At 60.4% G+C, this 23,185-nt stretch carries 25 protein-coding genes; 10 read left to right on the top strand and 15 right to left on the bottom strand.

Annotated features, from left to right (window positions below):
• Positions 1 to 159: 159 nt before the first annotated feature.
• Together cobD and cbiB are read right to left on the bottom strand one after the other, a co-directional pair.
• A complete protein-coding gene (cobD, locus tag SVU69_07930; protein MDY6942929.1) occupies positions 160 to 1,161 on the bottom strand; it encodes a threonine-phosphate decarboxylase CobD in 1,002 nt (333 codons plus the stop codon).
• Positions 1,148 to 2,080, bottom strand: coding sequence for an adenosylcobinamide-phosphate synthase CbiB (gene cbiB, locus SVU69_07925; protein ID MDY6942928.1), 933 nt, complete (start codon positions 2,078 to 2,080; stop codon positions 1,148 to 1,150). The genes cobD and cbiB overlap by 14 nt, the downstream gene beginning before the upstream one ends.
• A 102-nt stretch (positions 2,081 to 2,182) precedes the next feature.
• Between cbiB and SVU69_07920 the strand changes: the two genes are divergently transcribed.
• Positions 2,183 to 3,658: a cobyric acid synthase gene (locus tag SVU69_07920; GenBank protein ID MDY6942927.1), complete on the top strand. Its 1,476-nt coding sequence runs from the start codon at positions 2,183 to 2,185 to the stop codon at positions 3,656 to 3,658.
• 3 nt (positions 3,659 to 3,661) lie between these two features.
• Here SVU69_07920 and cobS read toward each other — a convergent pair whose 3' ends face one another.
• The 5 genes from cobS to SVU69_07895 form a co-directional block, all read right to left on the bottom strand.
• Positions 3,662 to 4,426, bottom strand: a complete 765-nt coding sequence (gene cobS, locus SVU69_07915) for an adenosylcobinamide-GDP ribazoletransferase (protein ID MDY6942926.1) — start codon at positions 4,424 to 4,426, stop codon at positions 3,662 to 3,664.
• Positions 4,416 to 5,015, bottom strand: coding sequence for an alpha-ribazole phosphatase family protein (gene cobC / locus SVU69_07910; GenBank protein ID MDY6942925.1), 600 nt, complete (start codon positions 5,013 to 5,015; stop codon positions 4,416 to 4,418). The genes cobS and cobC overlap by 11 nt, the downstream gene beginning before the upstream one ends.
• A 1-nt stretch (position 5,016) precedes the next feature.
• Complete coding sequence (cobT, locus tag SVU69_07905; protein ID MDY6942924.1) at positions 5,017 to 6,060, bottom strand: nicotinate-nucleotide--dimethylbenzimidazole phosphoribosyltransferase; 1,044 nt, start codon at positions 6,058 to 6,060, stop codon at positions 5,017 to 5,019.
• Positions 6,057 to 6,581 carry a bifunctional adenosylcobinamide kinase/adenosylcobinamide-phosphate guanylyltransferase gene (cobU, locus tag SVU69_07900; protein ID MDY6942923.1) on the bottom strand — a complete coding sequence of 175 codons (525 nt, stop codon included), beginning with the start codon at positions 6,579 to 6,581 and terminating at the stop codon, positions 6,057 to 6,059. The genes cobT and cobU overlap by 4 nt, the downstream gene beginning before the upstream one ends.
• A gap of 61 nt (positions 6,582 to 6,642) precedes the next feature.
• Positions 6,643 to 6,822, bottom strand: coding sequence for a rubredoxin (locus SVU69_07895; GenBank protein ID MDY6942922.1), 180 nt, complete (start codon positions 6,820 to 6,822; stop codon positions 6,643 to 6,645).
• A gap of 153 nt (positions 6,823 to 6,975) precedes the next feature.
• On the opposite strand from SVU69_07895, the gene thiD reads away from it, so the two are divergent.
• From thiD to hemL, 3 genes are all read left to right on the top strand, one after another.
• Positions 6,976 to 7,776 carry a bifunctional hydroxymethylpyrimidine kinase/phosphomethylpyrimidine kinase gene (gene thiD / locus SVU69_07890; GenBank protein ID MDY6942921.1) on the top strand — a complete coding sequence of 267 codons (801 nt, stop codon included), beginning with the start codon at positions 6,976 to 6,978 and terminating at the stop codon, positions 7,774 to 7,776.
• Positions 7,776 to 8,417, top strand: coding sequence for a thiamine phosphate synthase (gene thiE, locus SVU69_07885; protein ID MDY6942920.1), 642 nt, complete (start codon positions 7,776 to 7,778; stop codon positions 8,415 to 8,417). The genes thiD and thiE overlap by 1 nt, the downstream gene beginning before the upstream one ends.
• 125 nt (positions 8,418 to 8,542) lie before the next feature.
• Positions 8,543 to 9,829 (top strand): glutamate-1-semialdehyde 2,1-aminomutase, encoded by a 1,287-nt coding sequence (gene hemL, locus SVU69_07880; protein ID MDY6942919.1) that lies wholly within the window; start codon positions 8,543 to 8,545, stop codon positions 9,827 to 9,829.
• 5 nt (positions 9,830 to 9,834) lie between these two features.
• On the opposite strand, the gene SVU69_07875 is transcribed toward hemL, so the two are convergent.
• Genes SVU69_07875 through mpl form a run of 3 tightly spaced genes read right to left on the bottom strand, consistent with a single transcriptional unit; the run spans position 9,835 to position 12,451 of the window.
• Positions 9,835 to 10,428 (bottom strand): LON peptidase substrate-binding domain-containing protein, encoded by a 594-nt coding sequence (locus SVU69_07875; GenBank protein MDY6942918.1) that lies wholly within the window; start codon positions 10,426 to 10,428, stop codon positions 9,835 to 9,837.
• 41 nt (positions 10,429 to 10,469) lie between these two features.
• Positions 10,470 to 11,087: a flavin prenyltransferase UbiX gene (locus tag SVU69_07870; protein MDY6942917.1), complete on the bottom strand. Its 618-nt coding sequence runs from the start codon at positions 11,085 to 11,087 to the stop codon at positions 10,470 to 10,472.
• Positions 11,084 to 12,451 (bottom strand): UDP-N-acetylmuramate:L-alanyl-gamma-D-glutamyl-meso-diaminopimelate ligase, encoded by a 1,368-nt coding sequence (mpl, locus tag SVU69_07865; protein MDY6942916.1) that lies wholly within the window; start codon positions 12,449 to 12,451, stop codon positions 11,084 to 11,086. The genes SVU69_07870 and mpl overlap by 4 nt, the downstream gene beginning before the upstream one ends.
• A 76-nt stretch (positions 12,452 to 12,527) precedes the next feature.
• Between mpl and rnd the strand changes: the two genes are divergently transcribed.
• Positions 12,528 to 13,718 (top strand): ribonuclease D, encoded by a 1,191-nt coding sequence (rnd, locus tag SVU69_07860; GenBank protein MDY6942915.1) that lies wholly within the window; start codon positions 12,528 to 12,530, stop codon positions 13,716 to 13,718.
• Here the strand turns inward: rnd and SVU69_07855 are convergent.
• Complete coding sequence (locus tag SVU69_07855) at positions 13,715 to 14,359, bottom strand: adenylate kinase (protein MDY6942914.1); 645 nt, start codon at positions 14,357 to 14,359, stop codon at positions 13,715 to 13,717. The two genes, rnd and SVU69_07855, sit on opposite strands and share 4 nt — an antisense overlap.
• Before the next feature lie 279 nt (positions 14,360 to 14,638).
• Between SVU69_07855 and ppa the strand changes: the two genes are divergently transcribed.
• Entirely contained in the window at positions 14,639 to 15,178 is a 540-nt protein-coding gene (gene ppa / locus SVU69_07850) for an inorganic diphosphatase (GenBank protein ID MDY6942913.1), read from the top strand.
• Between the two features lie 110 nt (positions 15,179 to 15,288).
• Here the strand turns inward: ppa and SVU69_07845 are convergent, their stop codons facing one another.
• The 3 genes from SVU69_07845 to moaD form a co-directional block, all read right to left on the bottom strand.
• Positions 15,289 to 18,426 carry an EAL domain-containing protein gene (locus tag SVU69_07845; GenBank protein MDY6942912.1) on the bottom strand — a complete coding sequence of 1,046 codons (3,138 nt, stop codon included), beginning with the start codon at positions 18,424 to 18,426 and terminating at the stop codon, positions 15,289 to 15,291.
• 250 nt (positions 18,427 to 18,676) lie between these two features.
• Positions 18,677 to 19,129 carry a molybdenum cofactor biosynthesis protein MoaE gene (locus SVU69_07840; protein MDY6942911.1) on the bottom strand — a complete coding sequence of 151 codons (453 nt, stop codon included), beginning with the start codon at positions 19,127 to 19,129 and terminating at the stop codon, positions 18,677 to 18,679.
• 1 nt (position 19,130) lies between these two features.
• Entirely contained in the window at positions 19,131 to 19,364 is a 234-nt protein-coding gene (gene moaD / locus SVU69_07835; GenBank protein MDY6942910.1) for a molybdopterin converting factor subunit 1, read from the bottom strand.
• A gap of 247 nt (positions 19,365 to 19,611) precedes the next feature.
• On the opposite strand from moaD, the gene moaC reads away from it, so the two are divergent.
• The 4 genes from moaC to SVU69_07815 all read left to right on the top strand — a co-directional run bounded on the left by moaC (position 19,612) and on the right by SVU69_07815 (position 22,328).
• Positions 19,612 to 20,088, top strand: coding sequence for a cyclic pyranopterin monophosphate synthase MoaC (gene moaC / locus SVU69_07830; protein ID MDY6942909.1), 477 nt, complete (start codon positions 19,612 to 19,614; stop codon positions 20,086 to 20,088).
• A 12-nt stretch (positions 20,089 to 20,100) separates the two neighbouring features.
• The gene (locus SVU69_07825) at positions 20,101 to 21,054 is read left to right on the top strand and encodes a cation diffusion facilitator family transporter (GenBank protein MDY6942908.1); all 954 of its coding nucleotides are present in this window, start codon (positions 20,101 to 20,103) and stop codon (positions 21,052 to 21,054) included.
• Positions 21,055 to 21,173: 119 nt separating this feature from the next.
• Positions 21,174 to 21,944, top strand: a complete 771-nt coding sequence (locus tag SVU69_07820; GenBank protein ID MDY6942907.1) for an enoyl-CoA hydratase — start codon at positions 21,174 to 21,176, stop codon at positions 21,942 to 21,944.
• A 72-nt stretch (positions 21,945 to 22,016) separates the two neighbouring features.
• A complete protein-coding gene (locus SVU69_07815) occupies positions 22,017 to 22,328 on the top strand; it encodes a DUF4156 domain-containing protein (GenBank protein MDY6942906.1) in 312 nt (103 codons plus the stop codon).
• Between the two features lie 11 nt (positions 22,329 to 22,339).
• Here the strand turns inward: SVU69_07815 and SVU69_07810 are convergent, their stop codons facing one another.
• Entirely contained in the window at positions 22,340 to 23,092 is a 753-nt protein-coding gene (locus SVU69_07810) for an SDR family oxidoreductase (GenBank protein MDY6942905.1), read from the bottom strand.
• Between the last annotated feature and the right edge of the window lie 93 nt (positions 23,093 to 23,185).

Below are 23,185 nucleotides of genomic sequence, written 5' to 3'. Positions count from 1 at the left end.
ACAACAGCTCGGTCACATGCGGTGCCAGACTCACAATCCGCTGAGCCGGCCGATCCAACTCCACGGCAAAACCCAAGTCATCCCGAACGGTGATTTGGGCGCTGGCCATCCCGCTCCAAACAAGCACCCATAACCCGAGCCAACCCAGAATCCATCGGTTCATGTGGGGCACACTGCGGCCACTTCTTCCAAGGCCTGCGCCAAACGACGCCAGCTGGTCGGTGTGCCCGGCAAGGCAAAACGCAGTGCTTTGGGGTGTTCGAACAGACGCACCAAGACGCCGCGTTGGGCCAAGGCCCGGTACCAGCTACCAGCCGCCGCGTTGGGGCACCATTGAAAAAGCACGGTTCCGCCCGCGGGCGGCAGACCGCAACCGGCCAACAACTCGGCCAGTTTTCGACTGTCTTGGAAAAGGCGTGACCGGGCTTGAGCCTGCCACTCAACATCCAGCAATGCCTGCCACACGATCTCACGGGATGGATGTGCCACAGGCCACGGGCCCACGCGCGCCCGAAACGCCGCCGCCAGCTCAGCCCAGGCAGCGAGAAATCCCACCCGTGCACCGGCCAAACCGAAAAACTTACCCACGGACCGCAACACCACCAAACCGGGCAGTCCCGCCTCGCTGATCAGCGATTGGGTCGAATCCGCATCGGCAAACGCCTCGTCCACCACCAACCAACCACCTCGCTTTTGAAGCCGGGACCACCAATCGTTTAGGCGAGCGCGCGGAACCAAGACACCGGTAGGATTATTCGGATTAACGCAGACAAGCACATCAACCGCGTCCACGACCGCATCGGCCTGTTTCAATTCGATTTCCGAGACTGCATGTCCGGTCTGCTGCCAGCAATGCGCATGTTCATTGTATGTGGGAGCAAGGACGGCCACCGTGCCGCGCGGGCGCAATTCCGGCAGGATCTGGATCGCTTGCTGAGAGCCAGCGCAGGCGACCAAATTGCGCGTGCCGTAGTAGGCGGTGGCGGCTTCCATTAAGCCGTCGTCCGGTTCCGGCAAGCGCTGCCAACAACTGGCCGGTAGCGGTGGAATTGGCCAGGCAAGCGGATTGATCGCCGTGGACAAATCCAGCCACTGTTCGATCGGCCGATTAAACGCCTGAACGGCTGCCCGGAGTTGGCCACCGTGCTCAGGCAAGGGCATATGCTCCCACCAGAATCGCCAGCAACCAGAACAAAACGCTTCGCAGAACCAGCTGACACGCGCGTTCAATATCGCGGTGACCCGGCAGCACTTGCGGCCCCACCACCGGCCGGGCGCGTGTCAAGCCACCGTAACGGGCCGTACCACCCAGTTGTCGCCCCATCGCGCCAGCCCCGGCTGCCAACACCGGCCCGGCGTTGGGACTGGCCCACAAATGCCCTTTCTCCCGCCATTCCCGCACGGCGATCACGGGGTGACGCCCCATCAGAGCGTAACTCAAGGCCGTCAAGCGCGCCGGGACCAAGTTCAACAGGTCGTCCAGCCTCGCCGCGGCCCAGCCAAAATGTCTGAATCGCGGCGTGCGATATCCCCACATGGCATCCAAAGTGTTAACCAGCCGGTGCAGCACCACGCCGGGCAGGCCTGCTACAACAAACCAGAACAGAGTAGCGAAAATCGCATCGTTGCCATTTTCCAAGACCGACTCGATTGCGGCCCGAGAGACGTCCGTTTGATCCATCTCCCGGGTATCGCGGCTGACCATCCGGGCCACTTCTGTCCGCGCCATTCGGACATTCCCCAAGGACAAGGGCCAAGACACTGCCCGGGCGTGCGAGACCAAACTGTGCGCCCCCAGCGCCAAGCTTAAACCGGCCAACTGAGCCCACCAGAAGCCATCTAGCAGAAACGCCAATAGAACTGGGGGTGCCACAAGCGAGAAGACGGCCAACAGTCCGTAAAAACGTCGCAGCAAGGGCGACGACCAGGATAGATCGTTCAAGCGGCCTTCGACCCGGGTGGCCATGCGCCCGAATCCCACCAGCGGATGAGCGAATCGAGGCTCACCGAACAGCCAGTCAATCAGCAGCGCCGCGGCACAGATGGCAACCATGGGATGCACGTCATTTACCAAAGCCATCACGCGATTCAGCAAGACGTCCTGCATTTCACTTCCTTTCACCCGTTGCGGGCCTCGCACTTCGAATACCGATCGGGCGACTGGAGGTGTCACAATACCCCCATGCCTGCTGACACACTCATGATTCAGGGGACGACCTCCGACGCCGGCAAAAGCACGCTGGTGTCGGCCCTGGGCCGTGCCCTCTATCGCCGGGGCATCGATGTCGCCCCGTTCAAGCCGCAAAACATGGCGCTGAACAGCGCGGTGACCGCCGAAGGCGACGAGATCGGCCGGGCCCAGGCCCTGCAAGCCCAAGCCTGCGGCCTTGCCGCTCACCGCGATATGAACCCGATCTTACTCAAACCCCACAGTGATTGCGGCGCCCAGGTCATCGTGCTGGGCCAAGCGGTGGGAACGATGCTGGCGAAGAGTTACCAGGAATACAAGTCGCGCGCAATGGAGATCGTGCTCGGAGCCCACCGGCGACTCGCGAACACCCACCAGTTCATCCTGGTGGAAGGCGCGGGCAGTCCGGCCGAAATCAACCTGCGACAGAACGACATCGCCAACATGGGTTTTGCCGAGGCCGTGGATTGCCCGGTCATACTGGTCGCGGACATCGACCGTGGCGGCGTCTTCGCCCACCTGATCGGCACCCTGGAGCTGCTCTCCCCCAGCGAACAGGCGCGGGTGCGCGGATTTGTGATCAACCGTTTTCGCGGCGACCTGGATTTATTGAAGCCCGGGATCGAATGGTTGGAGACCTACAGCCAACGACCCGTGTTCGGCGTCCTGCCCTACCTGCACGGTTTGATGCTCGATAGCGAGGACGCCATTGCCACCCATCAAAAGGAGGGAGGAGCCGACCGGTTTCGCATCATCGTCCCCGCCCTGCCCCACATCAGCAATCACACCGACTTCGACCCGCTGCGGGCACGTGCGGATGTAGATCTGCGCTTCGTCGGCCCCAATCAAACCATACCCGCGGCTGACTTGGTGATCCTGCCGGGCAGCAAAAATGTCCCGGGTGATCTGGACTGGTTGCGCCGGCAAAACTGGGAAAACGCCATTCGGCGCCACCTTCGCTACGGCGGCCACGTTTTGGGAATCTGTGGCGGCTTTCAAATGCTGGGCCGACAAATTCACGACCCGCGCGGCATCGAAGGCGCAAAGGGCTCGCAACCCGGCCTGGGATATCTCGACATGGAAACGCGGCTCGCCCCGCAGAAGATTCTAAAACAAGTCACCGGCCGACTGGCTTTTTCCAACGCGCCGCTACGCGGCTACGAAATCCACCACGGGGTGTCTACCGGGAAGGCATTGGAACGCCCGTTTGGGTGGCTGGATGGGCTTGCAGACGGCGCGGTCTCCGAAGACGGCCAGCTCATGGGTACCTACGTCCACGGCCTGTTCGACCAGGACCCGACGTTGACGGCCATCCTGGCCCGTTGCGGCTGGCAGGCCAGTGACGCTCCCACCGAAGACTACGCAGCTCAGCGCGAAGCACAACTGGAACGCCTGGCCGACACGGTAGAGTCCCATCTGGACCTCGAACGAATTCTGGAATTGCCGGAATCGCATCACTGCAACCCTTAGCGTTCAGGCAACCGATGCCGCCCAGGCCAGCAATGTGGTCAGCTCAATCAGCTCCGTCATGGCGCCAGCAGTATCGCCGGTGAAGCCGCCCAACCGGCGGCACATCCAGCCACGCCAGAACACAAAAACGCCACCGGCGGCCAGCAGCAACACCCCTGCGCCAAGCCACCCACAGAGCACCAGCAAAAACACGCCGCTCACCGCCACCGACAACCAAGCGATCCCCCTTGGCAGCTGGTCGGAAAAAACGGAACCCAAGCCCGTGGACCGGGCGTAACGGGTGGTGAGCAGTAGCGCTGTCAGGGCCATCCGACCGGCCACGGTAGCGGCCAACAACGGTTTCCAAAGAGAAACTCCGAGGTCGATCAGGGAGGCAACGGCAGCGAACTTGAGCAGCAGCAGCGTGCTGACCGCCACCACAGCGGCCGCACCGGAACGGGAGTCGCGCATGATAGCGAGGGTCTTTTCGCGATCGCCCTGACCGCCTAACCAGCCATCAGCGGTGTCGGCCACGCCGTCCAAATGCAAAGCGCCGGTCACCGCAACCCAACCAGCCACCACAAGCGCCGCCGTGATCAGGCCAGCCAGCCACAGCGCGCTTCCCGCCATCGCCACCGAGCCCAGCAGCAAACCGATGAGCAGCCCCACCGCCGGATAAAAAGCTACGGCCAAACCGAACTCGGCCGATTGAGGTTCGCGGACCGCCGGAGAAGGCAAACGGGTAAGAAATCCAATGGCAAGCAGCAGCGCGCGCGTGCTACGCGCCATGGGACAACAGCCGAGATTCCATCCCTTCGCCGGCGGTCGGAATCAAAAGGGTGGATCGGCAGGCGTAGGGAACCTCAATCCGCAACAAATTCGAAAGTGACATCCCCAGAACATGGGCCAGCAACACCCGGATGACACCACCGTGGACCACCAACAGCCAGCGGCCGCCGCTCATCTCCGGCAGCCATCGATCCCACGCGCTTAGGACCCGCTCGGCGAACACGCTCAACCGCTCGCCACCCGGCGGATGGGTCGAGACCGGATCGCGCCAGAACGCGCCCAGCGCCTCCGCATCCTCCGCCAGAATATCCTCCGCCGTTCGCCCTTCCCATCGCCCGAAATCCAACTCCCGCCAGTGCGGCTCGGAGTAAAGTGGAACACTCAACTGATCCGACAGTTCCAAGGCAAAATCGGCGCAACGTCGAAGATCGGAGCTGATGATAGCTTGCCAGGGACCGCCCCCCGTCACCGCTTCGCGCATCTGCTGCCATCCGTTCGGGCTCAAAGGATCGTCCTGCCGGCCACGGTACAGAGCACCGCCAGCCGCTTCGCCATGGCGCAGCAGATCCACCAGGATCGAATTTTCCATCTTATCCCCCGTCGGCAACGCTTGCTTCTTCGAAGGTCGCCATCTTGTTATGGAGTGCACAAGCGGCCCGCAGCAAAGGGATCGCAACGGCCGCACCACTGCCCTCGCCCAGACGCATGCCGAGATCCAAAAGCGGTTCGGCCTCCAGCGCTTCCAGTATAGTTTGGTGTCCCGGCTCGGCGGATCGGTGCGCAAAATGCAGCCACGAGCCAACGCCCGGTTGTATTTTTACCGCCGCCAGCGCCGCCACCGAAGCGATAAAGCCGTCCACCAAGACTGGCAAACGCTCTTGCGCCGCAGCAATAAAGGCGCCGGTCAACGCTGCGATCTCAAACCCGCCCAGGCTAGCCAACACCGACAACGGACGGCCTGCAACCGCCTGATGCCGCCGCAAAGCCTGTGCCACCACGGCCGCCTTGCGGGCCACGCCATCGGCATCCAGACCGGTCCCCGGCCCCACAATCCCCTGGGGGCTTTCGCCCATCAAGGCGCAGGCCAAGGCGCTGGCGACCGTGGTATTGCCGATCCCCATCTCTCCGCCGATATACAGCCGAGCGCCGTCCCGGACAGCTCGATCGACCGATGCCCGGCCCGCACCCAGCGCCTGCTCACATTGATGGGACGACATCGCTGGTGCAATGACGAAATCCGCGGTGCCGGATGCGATACGGGCATCGATAACGCCGGACACCGGTTCAGCCGCGCAGGTGCCGACATCGACCACCTCCAAGCTCGCATCCCACTGGCGAGCCAGCACGCTGATGGCGGCGCCGCCTTGTACGAAATTGCGCAGCATCTGAACCGTGACCGCCTGGGGAAAGACCGAGACGCCGCGCGCGACCACGCCGTGGTCGGCGGCGAAAACCGCGACAAATACCCGGTCCACCATAGGATTCGGCCGGGCCTGCTGCGCCGCCAGACGGATGGCCAGCGTTTCCAATCGACCCAGGGCGCCGGGCGGTTTGGTGAGCACACGCTGGCGATGGGTCGCGGCCCCGGCGATGGCCTGATCGGGCTCTGGCGGCGGCTGAATCCACCAACTCATAGGCCGGACGCCTCGGATTTGACCACCAAGGGCAGTCCGGCGGCCATCATCGTCACCCGCTCGCACAGCGCCGCAACCGCTTGGTTCAACCAGCCCAACTCGTCGGCAAATCGGCGGGCCAGAGCATTGGCAGGCACGATGCCCATCCCCACCTCGTTGCTAATCAAAATGATGCGTCCGGGCAGAACGGGGAGCACCTCGAGCAGCCGGGCGCGCTCGTCCATCCATTGCGCTTCCCCGGCATGGAGTAAATTGGAAACCCAAAGTGCCAGGCAATCCACCAGCAACACCTCCGACTCACCGGCGCGTTGCGCCAACACCTCACCCAGCGCCAAAGGCTCTTCCACCAAATGCCAGGCATCGGGCCTTTGCTGGCGGTGCATCGCAATGCGCGCCGCCATTTCGGCATCTCCCGCAGTGGCGGTGGCAATATAGGTCACCCGACCACCGGCGCTCCGGGCACGGGCTTCGCCGTGCCGGCTCTTGCCTGAGCGGACACCGCCGACAACCAACTCCCGCACACGCATACACTCCTTGGTTTCAGGCGTCTCGCCCGCGGTTTTACGCGCTACGCCGTGGAACTTAAATTTCGATCATCTCGAATTCGTCTTTGGTCGCCCCACAATCCGGGCAGGTCCAGGTCACCGGTACGTCTTCCCAGCGGGTTCCCGGTGGCAATCCGCTCTCGGGATCGCCTTGGGCTTCGTCGTAGACAAAACCGCAGATCACACACATATACGTGCGAAATTCCCCTTTGCTCATTGCTAAAACATGCGCTCCTCAAAATCGAACCCGTGCATCAGGCACTTGCCGGCAGGATGTGGCACAGGCCCCGCAAACAAAGGCAGTCATTCTCGCACAGGCACCTTCGCAGCCGAAGCCGGACAGAGCGAACAATGCTAAAATTCCAAGACAATGAATACGGCCGACCCCAACCCAGCTGTCCTGGTCATCGCGGGCCACGATCCCAGCGGTGGCGCGGGTATTCAAGCGGATATCGAGGCGATTGTCAGTATGGGCTGCCATCCGGCCACTGTCGTCACCACCATTACCGCGCAAGACACCGTCAACGCTCACGCGGTCTACCCCTTGCCGGTGGAACAAGTGATCGCACAAGCCGAAGCCGTGTTGGCTGACATCCCCTTCAGCGCCGTCAAGATCGGTCTTTTGGGCAGCGCCGATATCGCCCGGGCTATCGCCAAACTGTTGGCGCGGCATGGCGATATTCCGCTGGTGCTCGATCCGGTGCTGATCGCCACCGGGGGTGCACAATTGGCCGATACGGATGTGATGCCCGTACTGCGTGAGGCTTTAATTCCCCTAGCGACGGTGGTCACACCCAACGTGGTCGAGGCGCGCGCCTTGACCGACAACCGTGACGATCTCGCTCAATGCGGCCGGGCCCTGCTGGCCACTGGCGCCGAGTATGCGTTGATTACCGGGGGCGATGAACCCGGACCGGACGTGGTGAACTATCTGTTTGGACCCGATCAGACCGAACGGGTCGATCGCTGGCCCCGCCTGAGCGGTGAGTTTCATGGTTCCGGATGCACCCTCGCCAGCGCTGTGGCGGGACTCTTGGCGCAGGGACACACCACACCCGCCGCCGTCCACCAAGCGCAGCTCTATGTCTGGGACGCGTTGAAAACCGGTTATCGACCGGGGCATGGACACTCGATTCCCAATCGACTGTTTTGGGCTGCCGACCGACGCTAATGGCATCGCCAGCTCATCGGCGGCTTCGCGGCCTATATGCCATTACCGACGGACAATCCACCGCGCTGGAAGCACGGGTTGCGGGCTATCTCGCCGGCGGCACCACGCTAGTACAGTACCGGGACAAGAACCCGGGAGAGATGCGCCGCCGACGGGAGGTCGAACAGCTGCTCGAACTGTGTCGGCCGTGGCAGGTTCGGGTGATCGTGAACGACGATGTGGCATTGGCCGCTGTTACGCGGGCCGGGGGCGTCCACCTGGGCCGGGACGATGCCGACCTTGTGTGGGCACGGCATCAGTTGGGCGACGATGCACTCATCGGGGTGTCGTGTTACGACAGCCTGGAGCGCGCCGAGTCGGCCGTCCTCGCGGGTGCCGACTATGTCGCATTCGGACGCTTTTTCCCGTCCATGACCAAGCCCCAAGCGGTACCGGCACCACTTGAGTTGCTGCGCCGCGCACGAGAGCGGCTGAACGTCCCGATTGTGGCAATCGGTGGCATTACGCCGGAGAATACGGCCACATTGATCGCCGCCGGCGCGGATATGGTGGCCGTCATCGGGGGTCTGGCCGCCGGCGACCCGGTGGCCACAGCGCAACGTTACACAGCGCAGTTCACCACGACCGGTGAGAGCGATTGAGTTGACCCATCGCCAACGCGGCGAAAATCATCAACAACCGTGATTCCACGGATGCATGGTCTTCCGGTAGAGAATTTGTTCGATGGACTCGCCGGTCCGGCGCCGCCAGAGAAAAGGAAACGAAAATGCCCAATTCAAAAGCGATGTTCGAAGAAGCACAACGCTACCTGCCCGGAGGTGTCAACTCTCCGGTTCGCGCGTTCAACGGCGTCGGCGGCACCCCGGTTTTCGTCGATCATGCGCAGGGCCCGTACGTGTTCGACGTCGAGGGCAAGCGCTATATCGATTACGTCGGCTCCTGGGGGCCGATGATCCTCGGCCATGCTCACCCGGAAGTGGTCACCGCCGTTCAACAGGCCACCGCCCGCGGCCTAAGTTTCGGCGCGCCCACCGGGCTCGAAACTCAGATGGCGCGCAAGGTCTGCCAGCTGGTTCCATCGATCCAAAGAGTTCGGTTCGTCAACTCCGGAACCGAGGCCACGATGAGCGCCATTCGCCTGGCGCGCGGATTCACCGGACGGGACAAGATCGTCAAGTTCGAAGGCTGCTACCACGGCCACGCAGACAGCCTGCTGGTCAAAGCCGGCTCCGGAGCACTGACCCTCGGCGTACCGACCTCGGCCGGCGTACCCAAAGACTTGGCGGAACACACGCTGACACTGCGTTTCAACGATATCGAAGCGGTTCGGCAGTGCTTCGCCCAATGGGGCGAACACATTGCCTGCGTGATCGTCGAGCCGGTGGCCGGCAACATGAATTGCATACCGCCGGCGGCCGGGTTTCTCGAATGCCTACGGGAACAGTGCGATCAATTCGGCAGCGTGCTGATTTTCGATGAAGTCATGACCGGCTTTCGGGTCGCACTGGGCGGTGCGCAGGCCCACTACAAGGTGACGCCGGACTTGACCACGCTGGGAAAAGTCATCGGTGGCGGAATGCCGGTCGGTGCCTTTGGCGGAAGGGCCGAGATTATGGATCAACTGGCACCGACCGGCCCCGTCTATCAAGCCGGCACGCTGTCGGGCAACCCCCTGGCCATGACCGCCGGGCTGACCACGCTGAACATCATCTCCGATCCGGCGTTTTTTACCCGTCTGGACAACGTCACCGGGCGCTTGGCCGACGGCCTAAAAGAGCGTGCTGAAGCCCACGGCATACCACTTGCCACGACCCACGTCGGCGGTATGTTCGGGCTGTTTTTCACCGCAGATGAGGCCATTCACTACTACGAGCAAGTTGTCGCGGCCGATCAAGCACGTTTTCGTCGCTTCTTCCACGGGATGTTAGAGCGCGGTGTTTACCTCGCGCCGTCGGCGTTCGAGGCGGGATTCGTCTCGGCGATGCATGGGGAGGGGGAACTGGCGGCCACCTTACTGGCCGCGGACGAAACCTTCGCGGCCCTGGTCTCCTAAGCGGCTTATCGTTTCTGCCGAAACAGAGCGCTTAGAATCGGCATGAGCCGCTCAAGCCGATCGATGGGGTCGCGAAGCTCCAGCATCAGTTGCTGCTGCAAGGGCGAGAAAGCCAGGTATTCCGCCAACCGAAAACCCACCCAGGAGGCATCCCGGGCAGAATCGTGCGAGCGCTTGGCGCCGAACTCGCCCTCATCTGACGATCGATCCAAATAAGCGATCACCTCTTCGTACTCGGGTGGAACCACCGCTTGCGGTTCCGGCGATAGTACACTCACTTCCGCCACTTGCAGATAATCGCGCTGGACATGTTGAGCCAGAATACGGAATCGTTGCTCCCCGCGCACACTAATGCCCAACATGTTTCCGGGCAACGGACACCAGTCGACAATGCGTGCCAGCGTCCCGATGGCGTGCGTTCGGGCTTCACCACCGACTTCTCGCCCTGATTCGATCAGCACGATGCCGAAACAGGTCTCTTCCCTAACACAATGGGCCACCATCGATAGATAGCGTGGCTCGAAAATCCGCAGCGGCAACTCACCACCGGGGAATAGAACCGTGTTGAGTGGAAAGAGGGGTATGGTCGCGTTGGTCATGAACCCTCCTGCTGACAAAACCGCTGCGGACCGCGGTCGGGCTATCCCACAGAACTTCGGCCCCAACGGGTGGCCAGATCATTGGCCACACCCAACTGATCGAGCACCCGGGCGACAACGAAATCTACCAGGTCCTCGATTCGCGTGGGGCGATGATAAAAACCGGGATTCGCCGGCAAAATGACAGTCCCCATGCGGGCCAACGCCAACATGTTCTCGAGATGGATAGCCGAAAACGGGGTCTCTCGGGGGACCAGAATCAACTTGCGTTGCTCTTTCAACACCACGTCGGCGGCGCGTTCAATCAAACTGCGGCTGGATCCGACGGCAATTGCCGATAAGGTCGCCATACTACACGGACAGACCACCATCGCCCGCAACAGCGCTGATCCGCTGGCTACCGGTGCGGTCCACTCATCCTGACCGTAAACCTGCAACTGCTCGTCCCGCGCCCCGAATCGGCTCAACAAGGCCCGCCGCATCTCGGCGCGACGGCCCGGCAAGGGCGGCTCACACTCTTCGTTCAAGACCAACAGGGCCGGCTTGGAAACCATCAGATAGACCTGCTCATCGGCCTTAAGCAAACACTCAACCAAGCGCAGCCCGTAGGCGGATCCCGAGGCACCGGTCCAGGCCACCGCGATCGGGAGACGACTCACTGACCCGCCTCGCGACCAGCCAGCTCGGCGAGTAACCGCTCATGAATCCCACCGAACCCCCCGTTGCTCATCACCAGAATTTGATCGTTGGGCCGAGCGCTGGACAATACGGCCGAGATGGTGGCGTCGACGTCCGGACACACCGTCGCGTGCGCACCAAGCGGCGCCAAAGTGGCGGCCACATCCCAACTGATTCCCGCGCCCGGAACCACGAAACTGTGATCGGCACCGAGGAGCGAGTGGGCCAAACTATCCCGATGCGCACCCAGGCGCATAGAGTTCGATCGCAGTTCCAAGACCGCCAAAACCCGGCGGTTGCCCACCCGACGTTTCAAAGCATCGATACCCAATTCGATAGCCGTGGGATGGTGGGCAAAATCGTCGTAAACCGCCACCCCACCGGCTTCGCCCCGGTGCTCCAGACGTCGCCGAACGCCGCTGAAATCCGATAGCGCCCGACAGCCCTCCGCTACCGGTACGCCGGCGTGGCGCGCCGCCAGAACCGCAGCCAACGCGTTGGCCACGTTATGCTGACCAAACAGCGCCCAGCGAACTTCGCCCACCGGCGTGCCTGCCTCGCACACCCGAAAGGCGGATCCGTCCCGCTCGATCAGTTGAGCGTGCCAACTATCGTCGGCGCCGAAACGCACAACCGGGGTCCAACACCCCATCTCCAATACGTGGTCGAGCCGGCGATCCAGCCCGTTGACAACAATCTGCCCGGAGGACGGAACCGTGCGCACCACATGGTGAAACTGGCGATAAAGCGAATCCAAATCCGGATAGATATCAGTGTGATCGTGTTCCAAGTTATTCAAGATCAGCGTGCGCGGCCGGTAGTGAACGAATTTCGCCCGCTTATCGAAAAAAGCCGTGTCGTACTCATCCGCCTCGACGACAAAAAAAGGGCCTTCACCCAAGCGGGCAGACACGCCGAAGCCAGTTGGCACGCCGCCGACCAAAAACCCCGGGGATAAACCCACGCGGTCGAGGATGTGAGTCAGCAGGCTGGTGGTGGTGGTCTTGCCATGCGTACCGGCAACGGCCAGAACCCAGCGATCGCGAAGAACATGGCGGGCTAGCCACTCCGGCCCGGACATGAGGTCCATGCCTCGATCCAACGCATATTCCAAGGCCGGATTGCCACGTGAAATGACGTTACCGACGATCACCACATCCGGCTCCGGCTGCAGATGCTCCGGCAAATAGCCCTGGTACAACTCGATCCCCAGGGAGCGAAGCTGCTCACTCATCGGCGGGTAAACATGCTCATCCGAACCGGTGACCCGATGACCGGCGGCTTGGGCGAGCGCCGCAACACCTCCCATGAAGGTGCCGCAGATTCCAAGAATGTGGATTCGCACGTCGTCTTAGATCCTCAATTCAGAATCGTGGCATCATAGCAGTTTTTGTACACCGCTCCGCCAATTGGAACCCCCCGTGAACGACCACTCCGATTTCATTCAGCATCCCGAGGCGCTCGAGGCATGGTGTGATCATGCCAAGGACCGAGCCTGCCTGGCACTGGATACCGAATTCATCCGGGAAAAAACCTACTATCCGCAACTGTGCCTGATCCAGGCGGCCACCGACCAAGCCGTGGCCTGTATCGACCCGCTGGCACTACCGACGCTCGAACCCTTACTGGAGTTGTTCACCGATGAGCGGATCGTCAAGATCCTTCACTCCGGCACCCAGGACATGGAGATTTTCCATCAGCTGGCGCCGGCGCACATGCCCCGCCCGATTTTCGACACCCAACTGGCCGCCGCCCTACTCGGTTATGGGCATCAGGTGGGCTACGGACGCCTGGTCGAACAACGGCTGGGAATTCAACTTACCAAGCACCACACCCGCAGTGACTGGTGCCGGCGGCCATTGAGCGCCGAAGAACTCGCGTATGCCGAAGACGATGTGCGCTATCTCGTTCCGTTGTACGAAACCTTGAGTTCGGAGTTGCGTGAGCGGGGACGCATGGATTGGCTGAAGGCCGATTTTGCCGCTCTCAGTGATCCGGATCGGTACCAAACCCGACCCGCTGAGGCATGGCAACGCATCGGCCGCAGCCATCGGCTTAAACCGCGGCAGTTAGGGGCGCTGCGTGCCCTGGCCGAGTGGCGCGAGTCGCTGGCCCAACGCATCAACCGACCCCGACAATGGATTGTGAAAGACGAAAGCTTAGTGGACTTGGCTCAGCGTTTACCGAAGGGTATCGACGACATGACCCGCATCCGCGGAATTCAGGCCAAACTGCTGAGCGATTATGGCAGCACGCTGCTCGAGCTGATCTCGGAAGGCGCTGAGAAGCCGCTTGAGGTACCGAACCGGGGAAAAGTGCTGGACGAGGACCAACAATCGGTGGTGGATATCCTCTCGGCCGTGGTCCGGAAAAAAGGTGTGGAACTGGATATCAGCCCGGCGCTGCTGGCGACCCGTCGCGAGCTCGAAGCCTTGGTTGACGGCCAGCGGGATATCCCCGTGCTCCAGGGCTGGCGAAGTAAGGCTGTTGGAGAAATCCTGACCGCAACATTGGCCGGCCAGCGCCAACTGGCCATCAAGGACCAAGAACTTCAGATCCTGGCGCCGGATGGGGCTCAAACCCCAACCGACTCCGGGACCGGTTCCAATTAACGATCCAAGGATTGAACAACGCGCGCAAACACCTCGTCGATTTCTCCCAAGCCGGGCACTGTCACCAGCTTGCCTTGATCTTCGTAAAACTCGATCAAAGGCTGGGTTTGATCTTCGTAGACCTGCAGACGGCGACGAATAGTTTCTTCGTTATCGTCGTCGCGCTGAAGCAACTGACCGCCACATTTGTCGCAGACACCCTCGACCTTAGGCGGCGAGGTGTAGACGTTGAACATCTGCCCACAGGATTGACAAGTTCTTCGGCCCGTCAAGCGCTTGAGCAATTCATCGAAGGCCACTTTGATGTGAACCGCCTTGTCCACGGGCTGTTTCAAATCAGCAAGCAAGTTGTCTAGCGCGCCGGCCTGAACCAAGTTACGGGGAAACCCATCCAAGATGAATCCATTGGTGGCGTCCTCATCACCGACTCGTTCCCGAATCATCCCGAGGACTACCTCGTCCGTCACCAATTCGCCCGCATCCATTGCCGCTTTAGCACGCTGACCCAGTGGCGTTCCAGCCGCGACCGCCGCACGCAACAAATCTCCCGTGGAAACCTGCGGTATGCCATATTTTTCTACCAGTAGTTTGGCCTGAGTGCCCTTTCCGGACCCGGGCGCACCCAAGAGCACGATTCTCATTGGCAATCCTCATCCATGCGTGACCTGTCCGCTTGGCTCAGCCGGTTTATGACGGTCTCAAAAGCTCATCCCGGAAAGGCGTTTAAAAAAGACCGCTACCGTACCGTTTGGTTGAACAAGAAGTCAACGGAACAAAAAGCCCTTAACTGACGCAAAAGTTGTCCCAAAGCCAGCCGATATTGGGCAACATACACTGGTTTTGGACGCACCTGCGGCTATAATGTGCCCCTTAACCTCTCAAAACACCTCCACCCATCCAACCTTTTAACGGAGTGCTCAATGGACCTTGCTCGGATTGCCCCGGGAAAAGAGGCCCCCAAAGCGGTCAATGTCGTGATTGAAATACCCATGGGCGGCGCACCAGTCAAATACGAAGTGGACAAAGACAGCGGCGCGTTGATGGTCGATCGAATCATGAACACCGCCATGTACTATCCCTGCAACTATGGCTACGTCCCCCAGACATTGGCGTTGGACGGTGACCCCGTCGACGTACTCGTGGTCACACCCGCGCCATTGATCCCCGGATCAGTGATCAAAGCACGGCCCATCGGCATTCTGGCCATGACCGACGAATCCGGAGAAGATCACAAAGTGCTGGCGGTACCGGCGCCCAAAATCGACGGCGGGCTTTATGAGCACGTCAAAACGTTAAATGACCTTCCGGCAATACTGCTGAAACAGATCGCTCACTTTTTCGAGCACTATAAGGATCTGGAAACCGGCAAGTGGGTGAAGGTCGAAGATTGGCTTGACGGCGCCGCAGCCGAACAAGCAGTCCTGGAAAGTATGGAACGCTTTCAAAGAAAAGCCAGCTAACGCCGACTAATGATCCACAGCGAAGAGCCGTGAGTGACGCCCATTCACGGCTCTTTTGGCTTCGCGCACCTAGGAACCCGACTGCACGATCACGCCAAGGGTGGCACTCGCTAGGACTCTTCCGGTGAACTTTGCTCGGTCGCGTTCATCGCAACGGAGTACATCGGACGCGCCTCTTCGATAAAGTTGCCTTGCGCATAGTCCACGCCGATACGTCTCAGCGCATCCAGCAAACGTTCGCTCTCCACGAACTCCGCAATAGTGCGCATCCCCATCACCTTGCCCATCTCGTGGATGGTCCCCACCAGAGCCCGATCAACCTTGCCCGCGAACAAAGACTGCACGAAGTGGCCGTCGATCTTGATGAAATCCATCGGCAGGGTCTTGAGATAGGCAAACGAACTCAAACCGCTGCCAAAGTCGTCCAACGCGAAACGACAGCCCATGTGCCGAAGGGTTTCGATGAATCGTTTGGCGAACGCGAGGTTGGAAATCACCGCCGTTTCGGTCAATTCAAACCAAAGCCGCTCCGGGCGGATTCCGGATTCTTTGACCAAGCCGACGACGTATTCGAGAAAGCCGTCATCGCAGACCGTTTGCCCGGACAAATTGATGGAGTACACACTGCCCTCATCGCCGTTTTGGGCGTCGCGCTGGATCGCGCGCACGACCTGCCCGACAACCCATCGATCGATAGCCGGCATCAAGCGATAACGCTCCGCGGCGGGCAAAAAGTGCTGCGGCAGAATCTTACGGCCCTGCTCGTCGACCATCCGCACCAACACTTCCTTGATTGGCACGCCTTCACCATCACGCCCCAAGGGCATGATGCGCTGGGCGAACAACACGAAACGCTGCTCTTCCAAGGCCCGCTGAATACGCTGCAGCCAGCGCATTTCCCCCTGCTGGCGGCGCAGCGCAATATCGCCTCGCTGTGTAACGTGAATACGATCCCGTCCACGTTCTTTGGCGAGATAACACGCGCCATCGGCCAAACTCAGAAGTTCAGTGGCATTCGCGCTGTCCTGATCGATGGGCACCAAGCCGATGGTGACGCTGCTATCCAACACGCTCTCGCCCCAGGTGAAGCGGAAACTTTTCACTTCGTTCCGCAACTTTTCAGCCAAACGCTGAGCGGTTTCCAGCGAACAATCGCGGAATAGCACACCAAACTCGTCACCGCCCAAACGAGCGATGGTGTCAGTTTGTCGGATACTGGCCTTCAACTTCGATGCGAGTTGACGCAAAAGTTCGTCGCCCGCTACGTGACCCCAGGTATCGTTGACCACCTTAAATTGGTCCAGATCGAGGTAACACAGGGCGTGATGGCTGAATTCGCGCTCCGCCGCCTCCACTGTCTGGGCCAGACGTTCCTCGAACTCCGGCCGGTTCACGAGCCCCGTCAGGCCGTCGTGCGTCGCCTCATAGGCCATGCGCTTGGTCAAGCCGCGAAGCTGTGTCACGTCGTGCAAGGCCAGGACCATCCCGCTGACGTCGCCCGAGTCATCGCAGATCGCGGATTTGGTAATCTCGATGCTGAACTCCGCGCCACCGCCACGGGAGACCAAAACCAGCTGCCCCTGACGTTCAGGCTCACTGGAATCGACCAAGCCGTTCTGCGCCGGACTCGACAACGGACGCCGGGTCTCTTCGTCCAAGAGTGTCAAGACGTCACTCAGAGCACGACCTTTGGCATCTTCGAACGACCAGCCTGTCAATGTCTCGGCCACGGGATTCACGTAGTCGACAGCCCCATTTAAATCGGTTCTGATGACACCGTCGCCGATGGACGCCAGGGTCACCTCGATCCGATCCCGCTCGTCTTGCAGTCGTTCCTCCGCGAGCTTGCGATGGGTGATGTCGAATGCGGTGTTAAGTATCGTGTCCCGACCTTCGTACTGGATCAGGTCGCAGGACAGCTCGAACCAGCGCTCCTCGCCGGATTTGGTCAAAAGACGAACTTCATGGTGCCGCTCCAGGCTATCTTTTCTGAAGCGCCGGGCCATACGCTCCTGCTCCCGTTCACGATCATCGGGCGCCACGAAACGCAGGGTTGGCTGTCCGACCATTTCGGAAACGGTGTATCCCAGCATCTCCGTCACGGCCGGATTGCAATAGAGAATGTCTTCGCGGTGCAAAACCACGCATGCGTTAATGGATTCGGCCAAGGTGCGAAAATGCGCCTCGCTCTGCCGCAAGGCCTTACCGATGTCGTTGAGCTGGCGAACCGTGGAATTAATACTGTGAGCAAGCTCGCCCAACTCGTCTTGACGGGTCGCTTGCTCGGGAACTTGCCGCTGACGGCCAGCCCCCACCCGGCGGACTTGGTCGGTCAGACGCTCGATACGGGAAACCACCAAACGGTTCAGCACATAAGCCCACATGATCGCCATCAGCGCGGTCAACGTCCAACCGACAACCAACAAGCGATACAGCGTCCGTCGTCCCTGCGAATAGATGTTGCGAGGCAATTCGGTCTTCAGGACCAAGTCCGTATCCCGCTGCGGACGATCCAAGGGCGCCACCGCACTCAAGGTGGCGTCATCGAGCGCTTGCAGCCAAATGGGCAACGTGCCGACTGGAACCGCGGTGAGCATTTCAGATAAGGACGCGCCGGTCTCGGCAATAGGAACCACGGCCAGCGGCGATGATAAATCCCGGATGGTCTCTTTCAGTCCCGCTGCGTTTAATTCTCGCCCGACCAACACATAGCCGCCGACACGCTGATCGGTCAATACTGGCGCCGAGGCGAGCATCCAAGGCGACTGACCGATCTGAAGAAACTCACGAGTAACAGATTCATGCTGATAGAACTCGCCGAAGGCGCGCAAACTCGCCAAAAGACCTTTGGTCACCGGCTTCGGTGTTCCCTGCGCGAGGTCAAATACCCGAGCGAACAGGATGCGACCGGTAGAATCAGTAATGGCGATCAAACTCAGGCGCGTATCACGCATAACCCGGCCGTCGAATCGTTTCGCAACCCATTCATTGTCACGAGTCCGAACAAAAGCGGTGACAGCCTCGCGTGCCGCCCAAATCTCGGCCAGGTAACCCAGCTGCTCCCGCGCGTCCATAAGTTCGGATCGAGCGCGCGAAACGCTGCCCCGCGTCTCGGTGGCCTCCAACTCCGCGAAATGATCGAGCATCACGAAGCGGATCAGGAAGAACTCGAAAGCAACCGCGAAGAGAAACAATACGCCGACGATCAACGCGATTTTGTAACCCAGCCCCCCCTGGTTCAAGCGCATCGCGTCACCCTTTTCTCAAGCCGCCACCCCGAACCGCGCACGGGCAGTTGAAAGGAGTGCCCTGGTATGATGGAGTCTGTGTTAGCTGTGGAGAATAGGAAACCGAGTCGCGCCCATCGGTACGACCACTCCCCGGTGAGCTGACTGACCCACCATGACAGACTCGCCCGAAACGACAGTCCACAACGAATCGCGCGCCTGCGGGCCTTGTTGTATGTGGAGTTGATAACGACTCCCGCTACCTTAAGATTTATTGTTCGTAAATGACGTCGGTGTTGCCTGTTACCCACCGTGACGACCCGTCGGTGAGTATTTCCTTTTTCCAAAAAGGCGCCTGCCTTTTCAAATGCTCCAGTATATGGCGGCAACCGTTGATCGCCGGCCCACGATGGGCTGACCAAACCCCGACCAAGACAATGGTGTCGCCCGGCCGAATAGCCCCAACCCGGTGGACGACATCGATATGCTCAATAGGCCAGCGCTCATAGGCTTCATCGACGATATTCGACAACTGGCGCTGTGTCATTTTCGGATAATATTCCAAAATCATCTCGCGAACCGCAAGTCCGTCATTTTTCGGCCGCATAATCCCCACGAACGACGAACACGCACCACAGCCCCGGTCAGCCTCCCGCAGTTCCTGGTCACGATCGGAGAGCCGGCGCCACGGATCAAACGGCTCGCCGAGTAGCTCAATCGACAACTCAGCCTCCCGTGACCGGCGGGAAAAACGCGACTTCGTCGCCATCACGGACCCGTTGATCCAAATCCGCGTACTCGAGATTGACGGCAGCCAGCAATTTGGTCGGCCGGGCCGCCTGACCAGTGACATGGTCCCAAATCGAGCCGACGGTGGCGGAATCTCTGCAGTCAATATCCCGCTCATCGATCCCCACCTGTTCTCGCAGGGAGGCAAAAAACCGAACTTTTATAGCCATACACGAAACCTTGAGAATCGACCACTGGAAATCCTCCCATCATGCCCTGATGCCCAAGCTACGGGCAAGACCGCACGCGGGCTGGCCCGCGGGAAACGGGGATTTTGCAAACAACAACTTAACAACCCGGCTCGAGATGGATCACGCCGCCCGGCAAAACAACGCACATCTGGACTCGCTCCACCTTAGGCCCGACAATGAAGGCTATGCTGTACTCACTTCGCGGTAGTCTCGGAACCATCCCATTATGTCAAGGCTGAGCCACTTTGACGCCCAAGGTAACGCCCACATGGTGGATGTAGGCGACAAACCTGTCACTTCGCGACGGGCCAAAGCCACCGGCGCCATTGTTATGCAACCCACCACGGTAGAGGCCATAAGGCGGGGCGAGAACAAAAAGGGCGACGTCTTAGCGGTCGCTCAGCTCGCTGGCATCATGGGGGCCAAAAGAACGTCCGACCTCATCCCGCTTTGCCACCCTCTTCCGCTCACCAAGGTTACCGTTGAGTTCGCCGTGGACGCCAATCGCATTCACTGCACCGCCGTGGCTCAAACCCACGGTCAAACCGGCGTGGAGATGGAAGCGCTTACCGCCGTTCAAGTGGCGTTGTTAACCATCTACGACATGTGCAAAGCAATTGATCGAGGCATGCGCATGGAAGGCATCCGACTACTGGCAAAATCGGGTGGCCGGTCTGGCGACTGGACAGCGGACGACGGGTGACACGCACCGGGTATGCATCATTCTCATCATCACGACCACAGCCATGTGCACTCTCATCACGGGGCGAACGGCGCCGACCGTCAGCTTGTCCGCGCTTTGGTGCTGACGCTGGGTTTCGCCGGCATCGAAGCCGTCACAGGCTGGTTCGCCAACTCCCTGGCGCTGCTGGGCGATGCGGGACATATGCTGACCGACGCCAGCGCGCTGGGCCTTGCGGCCTTGGCAGCCGTGATTGCGCGGCGCCCCGCCACCCGGCGCCATTCTTTCGGCATGGGACGAGCGGAAGTGATTGCCGCCTTGATCAACGGGCTTTTTATGCTGGCCATCGTTTCAGCAATCGTGGTGGGTGCGGTTCGCCGATTACAAACCCCCACCCCAGTCGGGGGGCTCACAGTGATGCTGGTCGCCGGACTGGGGCTGGCGATCAACGGCGCCGTCCTGTTCACCCTCAGTCGAGGCGAACAAAGCTTGAATATGCGCGGGGCGATTCTCCACGTCTTGGGTGACCTTCTTGGTTCCGTAGCCGCACTGATGGCCGGGATCGTCGTGGTTTTCACCGGCTGGTCCCCCATTGACCCGCTGCTCTCGCTGTTCATCTGCGGGCTCATTTTAATTGCCAGCCTGCGTCTACTCCGAGAGGCTTTGAATATCATCATGGAGGGTGTGCCGGGCCATTTGGACATGGACGTAATCGGTTACGCGTTAGCGCGAATCGAAGATATTCGCTCGGTACACGACCTGCACGTGTGGACGCTCTCGAGCGGTCACTACGCGCTATCGGCTCATATCGAGATCGATCACATGGATCAATGGGAAGGCGTTCTTCAACGTTGCCGGGAAATACTACACGACGAGTTCGACATCGACCATGTCACACTGCAACCAGAACCCCAACTCCATGTCTTGCGACCCATGCCATTTCCCGACGAACGCCGCGAGGGCCCCAGGACAGCGGCGGACCACTAGCCCCGCCCCAACGGCTGGCAACCAAACACGCGTTGCCGGCTGCTCAAATCGCCAGCTAACATGCGGCTTCCAGATCGACCGAGCCAAAACAGACCCATAAACACCGAGGAGACTGGCTCATGACGGAACACATTGCGGTCAACCGGGCCGGTGGCATTTGCCGGATTAGCATCCAGCGCCCGGAAAAGAAAAACGCGCTGACGCATGCCATGTACACCATCATGGCAAACGCCATCGACCAAGCCGAAACCGATCACGACACACGGGTCGTTCTGATCACCGGTACGCGGGACTGCTTCACCGCCGGAAACGACCTTAACGACTTTTTACAAAACCCGCCCACCGGCCCCGACAGCCCTGTGATCCGTTTTCTGCATGCCATCAGCACCGCCAGAAAAGCGGTGGTAGCCGCCGTTAACGGACCGGCCATTGGCATCGGTACCACCTTGCTGCTCCACTGCGATCTGGCCTATGCCGGTCCGAATGCCCGTTTCGAGCTGCCGTTCATGAAGCTGGGACTGGTCCCGGAAGGCGGGTCCAGCAAACTGTTGCCGGAGCTGATGGGCTACCACCGAGCCTGTGAACTGCTGATGCTCGGCGAGACCTTGGATGCTCGGGGGGCCGCGGAACTCGGGCTGGTCAACGCGGTCTTTGAGGCCGACGCCTACTTGCCCAGGGCACAGGCAGCGGCGGAACGCTTGGCGGCCCTTCCGCCCGCAGCGCTTCGAAAAACAAAAGCGCTGCTCAAGGCACCCCATCTGGAATCGATTAGCCAGACGATCACCAAGGAATCACACATGTTTCTCGAACAGCTCCGATCACCGGAGGCACGGGAAGCCATGCAGGCGGTTTTGGAACGCAGAGAACCCGATTTTTCAAAGTTCACCTAGCGCCCCGAACGCGAGCTAGAATACGCACCGTAGCCAGCGACCCGCTGGTTTAGTCAATGTGAGGAGCTCCCCATGAAAAACGTTTTCGCCCTGCTGTTCCCACTGCTGCTGGTCGGTTGCAGCTGGGTCACCGTCACGCCGAAAGCGGAACATGTGCTGGCACTGCCGCAGGAGCGGGTCACTCACTGTGAAAAACTTGGCGAAATCACGGTCACGGTGCTCGAAAAAATCTGGTTTCTCTCTCGCCGCGAAGAGGATATTTCGCGGGATCTGGAGCGTCTGGCCAAAAACAACGCCGTTAACATGGGTGGCGATACGGTTGCCCCCCTGACCAAGATCGCCGACGGCCAGCGCAAGTACGGCATTTACCGCTGTCTCGACTGATGCGCACGGAATCAACGCATTCCCGACCCAGCCATCCAGCGGGTCGGGATCCATTTCAGTAGCGGCCGCGCCAGGACCCAGGGAAAAGCCGGCACTACGGCCGACTTTGCTTTTTGTTCAATTCGGTCGGCAATAATCCGGGCGCCTTTTTCCGCGGTGATCAAGAACGGACGACTGGTAAGCATGTCGTTGATCGGGGTGTCGATGAATCCGGGGTAAAGTACCGTGACGTCGATATTGCGATGGTAGTTTTCACTCCTGAGCGCGTCCATGTAGGTCGCCAATGCTGCCTTGGAAGCCGAGTAGGCGGCATTGCCCGGCATGCCGCGGAAAGCCGCCACGGAGCTGGTACCCACCACGTGGCCTTGACCGCGCTCACGAAAATAAGCCACCGCCGCATCCAGCGTGGCCATTGCCCCGATTACGTTGGTTTCGATGGTTCGGCGGGCGTTGGAAAAATCCGACGCGCCGATCCGCCCTCCCAGGCCAATACCGGCATTGGCGAACACGATATCGAGCCCAGACAGTTCTTCCGCCAGATCACGCAATACCGGCCCGATATCCTCGTATTGGTTGACGTCCAAGGCCCGAACGGCGATCAAGGTGTCCGGATAACGCGCTAGAATCTCATCGCGCAGCGCCTCCAGCAACTCAATCCGCCGCGCAGTCAGCCCCAATCGATAGCCCCGCCCGGCCATTTCCAGCGCCACCGCTTTGCCAATACCGGAACTCGCCCCGGTCAACATCATCGCGCGACTCATCATCGACCTCCGTTATTCCATCCTAGTTTGTGCATTCTGACGCCAGCGAACGTCACATTGAAAGCGGGAAGAGTACGCCTCCGTGCGGCCGTTCGA

The organism is Pseudomonadota bacterium, from assembly GCA_034189865.1.
Lineage (GTDB): Bacteria > Pseudomonadota > Gammaproteobacteria > UBA5335 > UBA5335 > JAXHTV01.
The sequence above is the reverse complement of the archived record's forward strand: the minus strand, read 5'-3'. Positions and strand labels throughout refer to the sequence as shown.

Coding starts and splice junctions, on each gene's coding strand:
- cobD (MDY6942929.1), bottom strand. CDS start 1,161: ATGCCCTTGCCTGAGCACGGTGGCCAACTCCGGGCAGCCGTTCAGGCG.
- cbiB (MDY6942928.1), bottom strand. CDS start 2,080: ATGGCTTTGGTAAATGACGTGCATCCCATGGTTGCCATCTGTGCCGCG.
- SVU69_07920 (MDY6942927.1), top strand. CDS start 2,183: ATGCCTGCTGACACACTCATGATTCAGGGGACGACCTCCGACGCCGGC.
- cobS (MDY6942926.1), bottom strand. CDS start 4,426: ATGGCGCGTAGCACGCGCGCGCTGCTGCTTGCCATTGGATTTCTTACC.
- cobC (MDY6942925.1), bottom strand. CDS start 5,015: ATGGAAAATTCGATCCTGGTGGATCTGCTGCGCCATGGCGAAGCGGCT.
- cobT (MDY6942924.1), bottom strand. CDS start 6,060: ATGAGTTGGTGGATTCAGCCGCCGCCAGAGCCCGATCAGGCCATCGCC.
- SVU69_07895 (MDY6942922.1), bottom strand. CDS start 6,822: ATGAGCAAAGGGGAATTTCGCACGTATATGTGTGTGATCTGCGGTTTT.
- thiD (MDY6942921.1), top strand. CDS start 6,976: ATGAATACGGCCGACCCCAACCCAGCTGTCCTGGTCATCGCGGGCCAC.
- thiE (MDY6942920.1), top strand. CDS start 7,776: ATGGCATCGCCAGCTCATCGGCGGCTTCGCGGCCTATATGCCATTACC.
- hemL (MDY6942919.1), top strand. CDS start 8,543: ATGCCCAATTCAAAAGCGATGTTCGAAGAAGCACAACGCTACCTGCCC.
- SVU69_07875 (MDY6942918.1), bottom strand. CDS start 10,428: ATGACCAACGCGACCATACCCCTCTTTCCACTCAACACGGTTCTATTC.
- SVU69_07855 (MDY6942914.1), bottom strand. CDS start 14,359: ATGAGAATCGTGCTCTTGGGTGCGCCCGGGTCCGGAAAGGGCACTCAG.
- ppa (MDY6942913.1), top strand. CDS start 14,639: ATGGACCTTGCTCGGATTGCCCCGGGAAAAGAGGCCCCCAAAGCGGTC.
- SVU69_07845 (MDY6942912.1), bottom strand. CDS start 18,426: ATGCGCTTGAACCAGGGGGGGCTGGGTTACAAAATCGCGTTGATCGTC.
- moaD (MDY6942910.1), bottom strand. CDS start 19,364: ATGGCTATAAAAGTTCGGTTTTTTGCCTCCCTGCGAGAACAGGTGGGG.
- moaC (MDY6942909.1), top strand. CDS start 19,612: ATGTCAAGGCTGAGCCACTTTGACGCCCAAGGTAACGCCCACATGGTG.
- SVU69_07825 (MDY6942908.1), top strand. CDS start 20,101: ATGCATCATTCTCATCATCACGACCACAGCCATGTGCACTCTCATCAC.
- SVU69_07820 (MDY6942907.1), top strand. CDS start 21,174: ATGACGGAACACATTGCGGTCAACCGGGCCGGTGGCATTTGCCGGATT.
- SVU69_07815 (MDY6942906.1), top strand. CDS start 22,017: ATGAAAAACGTTTTCGCCCTGCTGTTCCCACTGCTGCTGGTCGGTTGC.
- SVU69_07810 (MDY6942905.1), bottom strand. CDS start 23,092: ATGATGAGTCGCGCGATGATGTTGACCGGGGCGAGTTCCGGTATTGGC.